Origin of the sequence: Flammeovirga agarivorans, assembly GCF_012641475.1 — a bacterium.
Taxonomy (GTDB): domain Bacteria; phylum Bacteroidota; class Bacteroidia; order Cytophagales; family Flammeovirgaceae; genus Flammeovirga; species Flammeovirga agarivorans.
The window spans coordinates 77,994-92,019 of record NZ_JABAIL010000009.1 but is presented as its reverse complement, the minus strand read 5'-3'; the positions used below and the strand labels follow the sequence as shown (position 1 = coordinate 92,019).

General features: G+C 33.4%; 12 protein-coding genes and 1 pseudogene. 5 read left to right on the top strand and 8 right to left on the bottom strand.

All coding sequences use genetic code 11. The annotated features are described in order from the left end of the window. Positions 1-186: 186 nt before the first annotated feature. Together HGP29_RS22625 and HGP29_RS22620 are read right to left on the bottom strand one after the other, a co-directional pair. Positions 187-1,293: a lipid A-modifier LpxR family protein gene (locus HGP29_RS22625; RefSeq protein WP_168884728.1), complete on the bottom strand. Its 1,107-nt coding sequence runs from the start codon at positions 1,291-1,293 to the stop codon at positions 187-189. A gap of 69 nt (positions 1,294-1,362) precedes the next feature. Next, on the bottom strand, positions 1,363-2,352 hold the full coding sequence (locus HGP29_RS22620) for a helix-turn-helix domain-containing protein (RefSeq protein ID WP_168884727.1): 990 nt from the start codon (positions 2,350-2,352) through the stop codon (positions 1,363-1,365). A gap of 316 nt (positions 2,353-2,668) precedes the next feature. On the opposite strand from HGP29_RS22620, the gene HGP29_RS22615 reads away from it, so the two are divergent. After that, the gene (locus HGP29_RS22615; protein WP_168884726.1) at positions 2,669-3,592 is read left to right on the top strand and encodes a ketopantoate reductase family protein; all 924 of its coding nucleotides are present in this window, start codon (positions 2,669-2,671) and stop codon (positions 3,590-3,592) included. 43 nt (positions 3,593-3,635) lie between these two features. Here the strand turns inward: HGP29_RS22615 and HGP29_RS22610 are convergent, their stop codons facing one another. From HGP29_RS22610 to HGP29_RS22595, 4 genes are all read right to left on the bottom strand, one after another. Beyond that, positions 3,636-4,613: a helix-turn-helix domain-containing protein gene (locus HGP29_RS22610; protein WP_168884725.1), complete on the bottom strand. Its 978-nt coding sequence runs from the start codon at positions 4,611-4,613 to the stop codon at positions 3,636-3,638. A gap of 33 nt (positions 4,614-4,646) precedes the next feature. Further along, on the bottom strand, positions 4,647-5,633 hold the full coding sequence (locus HGP29_RS22605) for an AraC family transcriptional regulator (protein WP_168884724.1): 987 nt from the start codon (positions 5,631-5,633) through the stop codon (positions 4,647-4,649). A gap of 52 nt (positions 5,634-5,685) precedes the next feature. Then, the gene (locus tag HGP29_RS22600) at positions 5,686-6,708 is read right to left on the bottom strand and encodes a helix-turn-helix domain-containing protein (RefSeq protein ID WP_168884723.1); all 1,023 of its coding nucleotides are present in this window, start codon (positions 6,706-6,708) and stop codon (positions 5,686-5,688) included. Between the two features lie 182 nt (positions 6,709-6,890). Beyond that, the gene (locus HGP29_RS22595) at positions 6,891-7,934 is read right to left on the bottom strand and encodes a LacI family DNA-binding transcriptional regulator (RefSeq protein ID WP_168884722.1); all 1,044 of its coding nucleotides are present in this window, start codon (positions 7,932-7,934) and stop codon (positions 6,891-6,893) included. A gap of 176 nt (positions 7,935-8,110) precedes the next feature. Here HGP29_RS22595 and galK point away from each other — a divergent pair, with 176 nt between their 5' ends. From galK to HGP29_RS22575, 4 genes are all read left to right on the top strand, one after another. Next, a complete protein-coding gene (gene galK, locus HGP29_RS22590) occupies positions 8,111-9,271 on the top strand; it encodes a galactokinase (protein WP_168884721.1) in 1,161 nt (386 codons plus the stop codon). A 97-nt stretch (positions 9,272-9,368) separates the two neighbouring features. Beyond that, complete coding sequence (locus tag HGP29_RS22585; protein ID WP_168884720.1) at positions 9,369-10,439, top strand: UDP-glucose--hexose-1-phosphate uridylyltransferase; 1,071 nt, start codon at positions 9,369-9,371, stop codon at positions 10,437-10,439. Positions 10,440-10,697: 258 nt separating this feature from the next. After that, positions 10,698-11,735 carry a UDP-glucose 4-epimerase GalE gene (galE, locus tag HGP29_RS22580; protein WP_168884719.1) on the top strand — a complete coding sequence of 346 codons (1,038 nt, stop codon included), beginning with the start codon at positions 10,698-10,700 and terminating at the stop codon, positions 11,733-11,735. 85 nt (positions 11,736-11,820) lie between these two features. Beyond that, complete coding sequence (locus tag HGP29_RS22575; RefSeq protein ID WP_168884718.1) at positions 11,821-12,870, top strand: aldose epimerase family protein; 1,050 nt, start codon at positions 11,821-11,823, stop codon at positions 12,868-12,870. A gap of 174 nt (positions 12,871-13,044) precedes the next feature. On the opposite strand, the pseudogene HGP29_RS29135 reads toward HGP29_RS22575, so the two are convergent. Both HGP29_RS29135 and HGP29_RS22565 read right to left on the bottom strand, forming a co-directional pair. Then, a pseudogene (locus HGP29_RS29135) lies at positions 13,045-13,200 on the bottom strand (transposase); the annotation flags it as partial. Positions 13,201-13,287: 87 nt separating this feature from the next. Beyond that, entirely contained in the window at positions 13,288-13,740 is a 453-nt protein-coding gene (locus HGP29_RS22565) for a hypothetical protein (protein WP_168884716.1), read from the bottom strand. Positions 13,741-14,026 lie beyond the last annotated feature (286 nt).

The window sequence follows — 14,026 nt, the reverse complement described above, 5'->3', positions numbered from 1 at the left end:
TAATTTTACTCTTAAAACTCTCAAAAGGTTACAAGAAATGATTAATTGATTTTCAGTACATTACATGATTATTAGTCATTTTGAGAGGATCATCATTGAAAAATACAATCAATCGATGGTTTTAGCATTGAAAACTTAAAAACCTTACATGTAAAAAAGTGAATAGAAAAACGAATTTTAAAACCTTTATATATTAAAATGTAAATCTACGGTACCCCATTTAGGGTAATACGGTGGGAAATTATCTTCCGGCTGATAAGTGATTCTTTGCCAAGTATATTCTAATGATCCAAAATGATAATTAAAGACCACTCCTACCATTAATCTATGTTGCCACTTCGGGATTAAATCATAATCTATTGTATAAGGTGAATGCTCAAAGGAGATCAGACTACCTTGCATTTCTCCGTCATATACATTTAAGATCCCTCCGGATATAAACTTCATATATACTTGATAAGGTCTAAAATTGCGTGATAACCATGATCGTACTGCTTTTTCTCTTAATGTAGGATCTTCGGACCACATCACATCTTCGAATTTCATCTTAGCGAAACCTTTCCCTTTGAGTCTATTCATATAAGAAGTATCCGATTTTTTGGAGTAAGGACGATCAGCATTAATAAAGTAATCATTAAACAGTCCTAATCTTAAATAGACGAAGCCTTCAAACGAAATATCCATGGTACCCATAGTCCCTCTAGCTCCCAAAAATGCATCAGCAAATCTTATATTAGAAACAAAGCTTCTTAATATTGTGGCGGTGTAGTTGAGGTAAAGCCCATTGCCTATCTGATTTTTCCAACCATCAATACTACCATTCCCTATTGCCGAGTGAAAACCATTTTGGAATTTCTCCGCACCCGAAATTTGTCCAACCACCCCAACATCTAATTGTGTCATTAATGCTGTACCTGAAGATGGACTTAATGAATTATGGCGAATAGATAAGTAGGTCTCTCCACAATAAGGAATATCTGAGGAATCTACTTCAGCCATAGAAACATTTCTAGGAGTATACATTTTGTGGACAATACCAATATCAAATAATTGGTGACTTTCAGATAACTTTGGTAAGAAACTGTTGGTAAAATTATTATCTAATCCATCAAACCCAACCCTGATATTTGCTCCAAAACTATAAAATTGATCTGTACTCTTGAGTAGAAATAAATCTTCATCAACATTAATACTTAAATACACAGGACCTTTTGTTTTTTCTTCGTCCTGAGCATAAGTTAATGTGATGGTTGAGAATAGAAGTACAATAAGAAAATAATAATTTTTGAGCATCCGAGCATAAGGGTTATTGATATAATTAAGTTAGTGATTTTTTATCTAAAATTAAACTGTCGAAAATAGTCATTCTTCACCCTTTAACTGGTTTCTATATTCCTTGGGTGTAATATTAAAATGTTTCTTGAAGACCATCGAGAAATGACTGGCACTAGAAAAGCCCAAATCCATTGCAATAGTAGTATTTGTCTTTTCTTTTTCTTTTAACATTCTCTTGGCTTCATCTAGTCGTAATTGGATATGATAATTATGAATTGTAGAATCAAATACTTTTTTAAATAAAAACCTTAATCGACTCTCACTCATTCCTATTTGCTTAGTAATCGATGCTATATTTAATTGTTCATGAAGTGAGTTACGGATGATTTCTTGTGCTTTAAATATTGGTTCTATATTAAATGGATATTTCCTTTTTTCTGTTGTATCATTTCTTCCAGAAAGTTGTTGAAAAAATGTGACTATTAAGTATTGCGACAATGCCTCTAATTGGTCAATAAAAAATATATTCTCTGGGTTTAACTTATTAATCTTATCATAAGTCTCCTTCATATTTAGATCAAATTCTTCAAATACATAAAAGTCTTCTTTCCCATTAAACAATTGTTGTAAGACGGTTGATCTGTCAATCAAAGATTGATAGTACCCTTCGGCAATTCTTATGATGACAATCTTATACTCTACATTAGCAGGGTAACTCCAAATTAGATTTTGTGTAAGATTTGTTGAAAAAGCACCAAGTTCGAGCAATGGGAGTTTCTTTTCAACTTTATATTTATTCTCTCCTACTTTTGTCACCACATTTATATCTGTATCAATGTGTCTTCCAAAATAAATTGCTTTTTTTTCTGATATAGGATGGATCGTTTCAGTTAATACTTCTACCCTTTCTTTTAAAATAAACTGAACACTTAGTACTTCGATGTCGCTATTCACTTCATATCCAATAACACTACCCACACCAATTGCATCAGGCATAATAATTTTGTTATCGACAATCTTTCCTTGAAAAATATTATTCCAATTTTCTAAGGATAATGTTAAGGTACTTTTGCTCATTAAATTTTTCTTTTCATAGTATTTATATTCATCAAAAACATCAGAATATAGTTAGTTAAAGATTATCATTTTTTAGAATACAGGTTATAATTAATTAAAGATAAAATTATCATTTTTAAATAATCGAATCTTGAAGATCTATTATTCACGCTCATTAACAGTGATAATTCTCTATTCATAAATCACTTAAGTAAATTAATAATAAGTAACGACTCAAATTTTAAGACAACCAATAAAAAGTATAGTAAAAAAGTTAAGCTATTACAAGTCAAAAGATTACTTACGTTAGGAACAGTATCATTCAATACATTAACTCATGAAAATTGGAATTCTCGGTATAGGCGGTATCGGCGGATTTATAGCATCAAAAATGCTTCAATCTAAAGATAAAGACGAAATAATTTTAATAACAAAAGAAAGACAAAAAAGGGCTATTATCAGTGAAGGGCTTACATTACTTGATGGTGACAAATCGGAAAAAGTACATGTAATTGATGTGGTTAGCACTAATGATAAAATTGAAAAATTAGACATTCTTTTCATAGCTATTAAGTCTTATGATTTAAAAGAAAGCCTCAAAAATATAAGGAGTAGTATCTCTGATAAAACACTAATTATCCCACTATTGAATGGCATTAGTATTAAAAATATAATCTGTGATACTTTAAACTTATCAGAGAGACAAGTAATTGATGGATGTATTTACATTATCTCCAATAAAATCAATGATTCTACCATTAGGCATGTCGGTGGTCCTGGAAGAATTATTATTGGAGGGGAAAATCAAACGGCGTTAAATACACTTCAAACGGTATTAGAAAAGTATGATTTAGATATCGGATACCATAAAGATATCAAGGAAATATTATGGAAAAAGTTCCTTTTTGTTTCTCCAATATCTGCAATATCAACAGCAAATGGAGTTACTTTTGGAGCTTTACAAGACGATGCTTACCTGATGATTCAATGTCAGAGTTTAATGGAAGAGGTTATTCTAATAGCAAAAAAACTTGGTATAAATTTGAGTCATGAAGATATAAAGAATACTATCGAAATGTTGAAAAAATTCCCTTATGAAGCAAAGTCCTCCTTCCAATTGGATATAGAGAAAAACCAAAAAAATGAGAAGAACATATTAATTGATGACGTTATCTCCCTTGGAGAAAAACTTGACCTCGATGTGATCAATTACATATCCATTAATCAACAGATTATGGATCGTTACCTTTGTGTTCAGTAAATATGATCGTAAGCTTTGATGTCCCCGTCAAAGCTTACATTTTTTATCGGGCAGATGATTTAATAAATTCTTTAGGACTCATCTTAAACCTCTTTTTAAAGGCTGTAGAGAAATGACTAGCACTTGAAAAACCATAGTCCATTGCAATCATTAAACTTGTCTTTTTGCCTGCTAACAATTCTTCTTTGGTCTTTTGCAGACGAACATCTTGATGAAACGTTGAGATAGTAGTTCCAAAAACCTGCTTAAATAAAAATCTTAACCTACTTTCACTTAATCCCACCTCTCTTGAAAGTTCATCTAATGAAATAGCTCTATTCAATGTATTTTTCAACATATTGTAGGCTTGAAAAACAGGTTCTACATTAAATGAGTATTTATTTCCTTCAGTTAGCACTTCTCTTTCTGAAACATTGGTAAAAAATCTATGAATTAAGGCAATGCTTAGGTTTTCTATTTTTTCGTTGTAGAATATCTCATCTTCTTTTAGTTCGTACAACCTGCTAAATACTAGTTTCATTAAAGGGTCAAACTCTTCAAATACCCAAAATATTTGGTCTAAACTCATCAACTTCATTAGTCCTTCTGATTGTTGGACATATTTATTGTACAAGTCAATGGATACCCTAACGACAAGAAGTTTTACTTTACTATTCTTTTTATACTCCCATTCTATATTTTCATCTGAATTGGTGCAAAACGACCCGATGGAGTTGTAAACGAATTCATTTTGTATCACCTCCCCTTTTTCTTCCTTTTCTTCAAGGATATACTCAGCTGTATTCTCTCCAAAAGATATCGTAACAAAATTGCTTTCCTCAACTTGTTTTGGGCGATTAAATTTCAATTTATCGTATACAACAACATCGAATTTAACTACTTCTAAATCATCACTACAAGTCACTCCATTAATTGTTCCTTTACATGCAGAACTATCAAGATGAACGGTATTCTCTACTCGTTTTCCATTTAGTAGAGTAGTCCATTTATTTAATATTTCATTAACTTTTCTAATTGCCATATCTTCATTAAGTATTCAGTTTACAAAACTAAATTACGCACTTTTACCTTCTTGTTGTTGGATAAAATCTCTTGGAGAATAACCAAACTTCTTTTTAAAGGCTGTAGAAAAATGACTCGAACTTGAAAAACCATAATCCATTGCAATCATTGATACTGATTTTTCACTATTCAGCAAATTTTCTTTTGCTTTTAATAAACGAATATCTTGATGATAAACGTTCAGGGTTGTTCCAAAAATCTCTTTAAATAACACCCTAAGTCTACTTTCACTAAGTCCCACACTCTTTGTTAACTCATCAATGCTTACAATCCGGTTTAGATTTTCATTGAGCAGTTGTTTGGCCTTAAAAACTGGTTCGTAATTATAACTGTACTTATTGTTATCCTTTACTTCTTTTCGATTTGTGATGTTCGTAAAGAAGTTATACAATAAAGCTTCAATTAAATTCTTAATTCTTTTGGGGTAATATAATTGATGACGATCTAAAGAGAATATACGATCAAAAATTATTTTCATCATTGGATTGAGATCTTCAAGCAAATAAAAGCTCTTAGATAGATCCATCATTTCTTTAAGGTTGCTGGTTTCATTAGTAAAAGATTCAAAATACGATTTACTCATTCTTAAGTGGAGTAATGTATTCTCATTTTTCTTAGACAAATGCCAATTTAAATCTTCATTATAGTTGGTACAGTAAATTGCAAACAAACCTTTTTCAAGTTTATGCTCTCTATCCACTAAACTTTCTGGAATTCTATTTTCCACAAAAACCGCGACGGGAGTACCCACTGTAATTTGGATATACTTTTGGTTTTCAGGCATTTTTTTGCTGATAAGAACAATATCTTTGTTCAGCTCTAAGTCTAACTTTATAACATCTAAATCTTCATCGCAATTTATAGCCTCGAGTGTGCCCGTAGCATTGGCCTCATTAAATTCTTCATAAAAGTTATTCTTACTGTTTGATAGGGATAACTCCCATTTTCTTAATTGGTCATATAGTCTTGCATATTTCATAAAAGGAATGGGTTAATAAAAAAGGTTTTGGGGATAGTTAATATTCCAATGATCAATTTTTTGAATTATTCTGAAACTCTTTAGGACTGATTTTAAATTTCCTTTTAAATGCGGTTGAGAAATGACTAGCACTGGAGAATCCTAAGTCCATCGCAATCATCAACATGGTTTTCTTGCCTTCTAACAGAAATTCCTTTGATTTTAATAAACGTACATCTTGATGGTAATTATGAATTGTTGTACCAAATATCTGCTTAAAAAGGTATCTCAGTCGACTTTCACTTAATCCAACCTCTCTTGTTAATTCATCGATAGTTACTGGTCGATCTAAAGTGCTTTTTAAAATGGTTTGTGCTTTAAATACAGGCTCAACATTAAAAGGATATTTATTGGTTTCTGTGATATTCTCTCGTTTTGCGACATTTGAAAAGAAGATATTAAGAAGCATTAGACCAAGACTCTTAATCTTATCCTTATAAAATAACTCTTCAGATTTAATGTCGAAAATTCTTTGAAAAACCAACTGCATTGCTGGATCCAGTTCTTCATATACAAAGAAGCTACCCTCTAAGTTCATTAAATTAGACAGCACTTCATCTTGCTGTATATAATAATTAAAGAAATCTTCGGTAACTCGTACATTGACTAATCGTATAGGTAGATCTGCGCCATAACCATAACTGAGGTTTTCATTCGAATTAGTGCAAAATACGCCCAGGTTTTCATAAGCATACTCATATTCCACTTCTTTGCCATCTTCAATTTTCTTTTCGACAACAGTATCGGTAGATGGACTACCAAATAAAACACTAATGAAAGGTGATTTGATATCCTGCTTTGGGCGTTCCAGTTCTAATTTTTTTTTGAAATGAAGATCAAACTTCATCACATCCATATCAGCCCCACACTGGATACCTTCAATATTACCATCACAAATTTCTCCATTAAATCTTAATTTTTCTCCATTGCGTTTGGTTTTGAAAAGCATTCCCCACTTATCTAATGTAGCATGAATGATACCTATATCCATTAATTTCTGTCTTTGGTTTTCTGAGTTATCTGTTATGTACTTCAATCATTTATTGCAATACATATAATATTGAAAATCAAGTTAAGTAAGTGTTGTAGATTACTTAAATCAATTTACCATTATTGAAAATACGTAATTTATTTCAATCAAGTAGTTTGGAGGTGGGAATACTTATATATTTTCTTGAATAGAATATGATTTTTATCTAAATGTAGATCACATCTAAATCAAGTACTTTCTCTTTCAATTAATTCAATGGGTAAGGTTTTTAGGATAGACATTGGGATAAATAGTTTCCCTTCATCTTTTGCTTTTTTCATGGCAGTTACTCTATCAATAAGTAGATTTGCAGCTACAAAACCCATTTCCTTTGCAGGTTGGTTAATTGTAGTAAGAGAAGGGTAAAAAAGTTCACCCATGGCATCTCCAGATATTCCCATCACAGCAATTTGTGTCGGTATTTTCACTCCTCTTTTATGTAATAAGCTAATCACTTTAAAAGCAATTGGGTCGTTAAAAGCAATAATGGCATCAGGCTTATCTTTTAAAACCATTAGTTTATCGAGCGCTGTACCAACACTACGTCTTAAATCAGTTGCTGGAACTATATACTCCGCACTTGTAGGCCTACCGTTTCTTTCCATCGCTCTAACATACCCTTCTTGTCTCTTTTGAGAGATGTACATATCTACAGGCCCTGTTATAAAAGCAACTCTTTTGTACCCTTTATTGATAAGGTGTTGGGTTGCTTGAAAACCTGCATCAAAATCATCGACAATCACTCTTGGTATAGGTAGTTCGGAGTTCGGTAAAATTCTATCGAAAACAACTAATGGAATTTCTTCTTCCATTGCCCGACGGAGGTGATCATCATTTGTTGTATTCATAGATAATGAAATGAGAATACCATCTACCTGTCTGTCTATTAGTAAATCGATACAATCACTTTCATTTTGTGCGTTTTCATCAGAATGAAGAATGATTAAGTCGTACCCAAGAGGTTTCAGAAATTCTTCTATTCCTAAAATCGCCGTTCCAAAGAAAGGAACCGTTAATTCTGGTATAATAACACCGATAAGAAATGATTTCTTACTCGCCAAACCTGCCGCTAGCACACTCTTTTTATAACCAATTTTTTCGGCTAATTCTAATACCTTTCTTTTGGTAACAGGGTTAATATCTTCTGCTCCTCTTATTGCTCTTGATACTGTAGATACCGAAATATCTAGTTTTCTAGCAATATCCTTAATGGTTGGCTTTCTCTTCTTCATAATCACAAAATGAATAAAAACTTCGTGAATATACAAGATAAAAAATTACCGAGAACGTTACCGGTAACGTTATTTTAAAAATATCGGAAGTGTATCTTTGGCATTTAAAAAAAATCCCTTCAGATTTGAATCATCGAAATGAAAAAAAGGAATTAAACTTAAAAACTTTTTATACCATGCAAACAACAGCAATTGTAGCAAAATTCGAAGAGCTTTTTAACAAAGAGCCATTAATTTCAAGAGCTCCAGGTCGTGTGAACATCATTGGAGAGCACACTGATTACAATGACGGTTTTGTATTACCGGCATCTGTAGATAAAGAAATGGTTTTCGCTATTGCTTTAAACGATACGAATACTGTAAATGCTTTCGCTCTTGATTTAAATGAGCAAGACTCTTTCGAATTAGACAATATTGTTCCTACTGAAGGTTGGATCAACTACATCAAAGGTGTTGTTGCTGAAACACAAAAGAAAGGTTTAGAGCCTAAAGGTTTTGATGTTGTATTTGCAGGTGATGTACCTCTAGGAGCTGGTATGTCTTCATCAGCAGCATTAGAATGTGGTCTTGCAACTGGCTTGAATAAATTATTCAACGGTGAGTTATCTAAACTTGACATCGTATTAGCTTCTCAGATGTCTGAGCACAACTATGCAGGTGTGAAGTGTGGTATCATGGACCAGTTTGCTTCTACTTATGGTCAAACAAACAAAGTAATCAAATTAGATTGCCGTACTAAAGAATATGAGTATCACACGCTTGATATTACAGGTCACAAACTTGTATTATGTAACACGAATGTAACTCACTCTTTAGCATCTTCAGAATACAATACTCGTAGAGAGCAATGTGAAGCTGGTGTTGAGGTAATCAAAGAAAAATATCCTGAAATCATCAACTTACGTGATGTATCAGTAGAGCAAATTAAAGAGTTCGAAGGTACAATGGATCCTGTTATTTACAACAGATGTTCTTATGTAGTTGAAGAAAACGATCGTTTAGAAAAAGCATGTGAATACATGGACAAAGGTGACTTAGTAAACCTTGGTAAAATGATCTACGGTTCTCATGAGGGTCTTTCTAAGAAATATGAAGTTTCTTGTCCTGAATTAGACTTCTTAGTAGAACAAACTTTAGAAGATGACAACGTATTAGGCGCTCGTATGATGGGTGGCGGTTTCGGTGGTTGTACTATCAACCTAGTAAAAGAAGAGGCTGTTGATACATTCATTGAGCGTATGACAAAAGCATACAAAGAAGGAATGGGTAAAGATATGCTAGCTTATGTAGTAGTAATCGGACCTGGTGCTAGAACTGAAGAAGCAGTTGAAGCTTAATCCCTTCTACTTAAACTAAATTAGACAAATAGTTAGTTCGGTGAGGCCACAACCTCGCTGAACTAACCTACTAAAAGACTTAAAAGACCTTACAAAAATGGAATTCAATTTCGAAGATCATCCACATAGAAGATACAACCCTTTAACAGGTGAATGGATTCAGGTTTCTCCGCATAGAGCGAAAAGACCTTGGCAAGGACAAGTTGAGAAGATTGAGGAAGAGCAGCGTCCTGAACATGATCCTGATTGTTATTTATGTGCGGGTAACACCAGAATTGGTGGCGAAGTGAACCCTAATTATACTGATACTTATTCATTCCAAAATGACTTTGCTGCTTTATTAGAAGATATTCCTTCTGGTGAAGTAAATGAGCACAATGGATTGTTTAGAGCTAAAAGTGAAAGAGGTCTTTGCAAAGTAATCTGTTTTTCTCCACGTCACGATTTAACTATTCCTGAAATGGAAGTAGGTGGAATTCGTAAAGTGGTAGACTTATGGTGCAAAGAATATGCTGAACTTGGAACGAAATCATATATCAACCACGTTCAGATTTTTGAAAATAAAGGTTCAGTAATGGGCTGTTCTAACCCTCACCCTCATGGTCAGATTTGGGCACAAGAATCAGTTCCTTTAGAACCAGCTAAAAAAGCTGAAAACCAAAAAACATATTTTGATACCTATGGTAAAACATTATTGTCAGATTATGTAACTGAAGAAATTAAGCAAGGTACTCGTGTCGTATATGAAAACGAACACTTTGTAGCTCTTGTACCTTATTGGGCAGTATGGCCATTCGAAACGATGATTGTTCCTAAGAGAGCTGTAGCTAGAATTACAGATCTTACAGAAGAGGAAAAAGATGCTTTCGCAGATGCTTATAAAGCACTGACAGTAAAGTATGACAACATATTTGAAGTTTCATTCCCATACTCAGCAGGTATCCACCAAGCTCCAACTGATGGAGAAGACCACCCAGAGTGGCACATGCATATGTGCTTCTACCCTCCTTTACTACGTTCAGCAACAGTAAAGAAGTTTATGGTAGGTTACGAGATGCTTGCTAACGCTCAAAGAGACATTACTGCAGAAACTGCTGCTGCTAGAATTAGAGAGCAATCTCTAGAACACTACAAGCAGCGTTCTCTGGTTGAAGATAACAATCGTTAGTTAGTAGTTTAATTGAAGCAAATCATAGTTTATTTCTATGATTTGCTTTCTGTTCAAAAAGACATTTTTAGTGTATAAGTAAGCATCCTTGGTGTTTTGGATGTTTGCAGTGTGGCGATCTTATGAAGGGAAAAAGGAAAACATCACTTTATCATTTTTTAATGGTTTAACAATGCATTAAACTGTATTGTATAGTGATGTTTTCGTTTCCCAACATTAATTTTAGATTTCAAACGAAAACAACAACTAATAAAGACCATGAAAAAGAAGATTTTAGTAACTGGAGGATTAGGCTATATTGGCTCTCATACTTCAGTTGAATTAATTAATAAAGGATTTGAAGTTGTCATTGTAGATAACTTATCCAACTCTGAAAAAGGTGCATTAGACGGAATTGAGAAAATTACAGGTGTAAGACCTTCTTTCTACGAATTCGATTTATTGGATAGCGTTCAACTGAACGACCTTTTTGCAAAAGAAAACCTTGATGGTATTATTCACTTTGCTGCCTCAAAAGCAGTTGGTGAATCTGTAGATAAGCCTCGTTTATATTACAGAAATAACCTTCAAACGTTATTAAACCTATTAGACATGATGGTAGAGCATGGTGTAAATAACATCGTATTCTCTTCTTCATGTACTGTATATGGTCAGCCTGATGTATTGCCTGTGACGGAGCAAACACCTGTTCAACCTGCTTTATCTCCTTATGGAAATACAAAACAAATCTGTGAAGAAATTCTTCGCGATACAGTAAAAGCTGATGCCAATGTTAAAGCGGTTGCTTTACGTTACTTCAACCCGGTAGGTGCTCATGCTTCTGCTGAAATTGGAGAGTTACCATTAGGTGTACCTCAAAACTTAATGCCTTTCATTACTCAAACAGGTGTAGGTAAAAGAGAGCAATTGAGTGTATTTGGTAGCGATTATGATACTAAAGATGGTACTTGTATCAGAGATTACATCCATGTAGTCGACTTAGCACAAGCTCACATCGTAGCCTTGAACCGTATGATTGAAAATACTCAAAAGTCTGAGTACGAATTCTTTAACGTGGGTACAGGTACAGGATCTACTGTATTAGAAGTGATTCAATCTTTTGAAAAAACTTCTGGTCAAAAATTAAACTATAAAATTGTAGACCGTCGTGAGGGTGATATTGAAAAAATCTACGCGGACACTACATTTAGTAATAAAGAACTTGGCTGGAGCTCTGAGAAGACTCTAGACGACATGACTTCTTCAGCTTGGAAGTGGCAATTGCACTTAAAAGAAAAAGAAGCAGCAACTGTATAACTCAAAAAGGGAGGCTTTGACCCCCCTGTATATATTCTTCTATGAGACAACATTGGCTTGTCTCTTTTTTGTATGAAATGACATTATGGAAACTGTAGCATTAAAAAAAGAAAACTGGGGTACACACGAAGGCCAAGAAGTCTTCTTGTACACACTGACTAACGCTCTAGGGTCAGAGTTGCAAATTACTAACTATGGAGGTATCATGGTTAGCTTTAAAACTGCTGATAGAGAAGGAAACTTTGCCGATGTTCTTCTTGGTAAAGACTCTTTAGCTGATTACTTAAAAGACAATGGCTGTTACTTAAGTGTAATTGCAGGTCGTTATGCCAACCGTATTTGCAAAGGACAATTGTCGGTAGAAGGTAAAGATTACCAATTGGCTATTAATAATGGTGAAAACTTCCTACATGGTGGAGCTAAAGGTTTTGACCAAAAAGTTTGGGATGTTACCGAGGAAGCTGATCAATCGATTACTATTTCTAGAGTTAGTCCTGATGGTGAAGAGAATTTCCCTGGTGCTGTAACTGTTTCAGTTCAATTTACTCTAACTAACGAAAATGAAATCGTATTAGAGTATAAAGCTACTACTGATAAGACGACAGTAATTAACTTTACATCTCACCCTTACTTTAACCTAAAAGGTGAAGGTAATATTGAAGATCATGAGTTAACATTAAACTGTAAGTACTTTACTCCTATTGATGAGACTTGTATTCCTACAGGTGAAATCATTTCTGTAAAAGGAACTCCGTTTGATTTTACTTCACCAAAACTAATTGGCAAAGAAATCGATGCCGATTACGAGCAAAATAGAATTGGTGTAGGTTATGATCATAACTTAGTTATTGATAAGCCACTAGGGGAATATGGATTAATTGGTGAAGCATATGAGCCTGCTTCTGGTAGATTCTTACAAGCTTACACCACTGAGCCAGGTGTACAATTATATACTGGCAACTGGCTAGAAGGTGATATGGGTAAGAACCAAACACCTCATATCAAACGTCAGGGTTTCTGTATGGAAGCACAACATTACCCTGATTCTCCAAATAACCCTCACTTCCCTTCAACTGAATTGAAGCCGGGTGAGACTTATACTCAGAAAACGGTCTACAAATTTTCTGCGAAGTAGTTTGTAGTTTGTTATATAGCTAAAGAAAAAGAGGCCGTCTCATAACTCGTTTATGAATCAGCCTCTTTTTTCATATCTCAACTTTTTTCACTTCAGAAGCCAAAACTAAGATTTCAAGCAATACTCTTTGTAACTGTAGTGAAAATGTAAAAATATCAGCAAATATGAGTTGATTTAGTCCTTTTTGAGGTTCCTTGTATATTTCAAGATATTCATAGACAAGAAGACCAACCCAAGTTTTACTTCGATTTTATCTAGACCTTTCATGAAGAACCTCTTGAACCCTTTATTTCCTTTTAACTGACCGAACATTTCCTCTACTTCAGCACATCGTTGTTTTCTCTATTTTTATACCTTTTAAAGACTTGTGCTGTCCCATCGGATTGAATAAATAATTTTGTCATTCAATTATCATGATTACTTGATGATGACTCCATCCCAATCAGCGTAACCATTTTCATCACTGAAAATTACTGTTCCATTGTAAGAGAAACTTGAAACGTAACTATATGTCATTTCATCAACTATTTCTACAGAGATTTCATCAATCACTTCATCAGAAAGTTTTAGATAACAACTGCCATATTTTTTTGAGTTGTCGGGATTTTTTTCACCTTGAGCAAGGATTGAAATTTTAAACATCTCTTTACCATTCTCTTCCCACTTATTGATTTCCATTTTTCCATCAATGTCCGAAGACCATTCCCTTGTAACTTCTTTTGTAAGTTGAATATCTTCATACAACCCAATATCCTCATGTTTAAAACTTAATGGATTGTCTGGGTTCAACAGATCAACACCTTCTTTAGATTGAATTGAAAAAGAAATGATGACGTCTGGACCCGGAATACTTTCATGTTGTACTTCCATTTCGGTGTCTTTATGACAAGCTGTACAAAAAAGAATTGCTAAAAGTAAAAAGTTTAGTTTGAGCAAATGTTTAAAATTGAAGTTCATCTTCTATTTAATATTTATAAACCTACTTCCATTTATTGTATGGCTTAGTATATTCTGACTATGAGCTATTAATTATTTAAAAGTTATGAATAGATAAACAGCTGTTTTGCTTTCAAACGAATTAATAGTTATTTGAATTATGATTCAATTATATATTGCGTTATTTTAATTTTAAAGAATTTAATATTGTTTTTTGAAT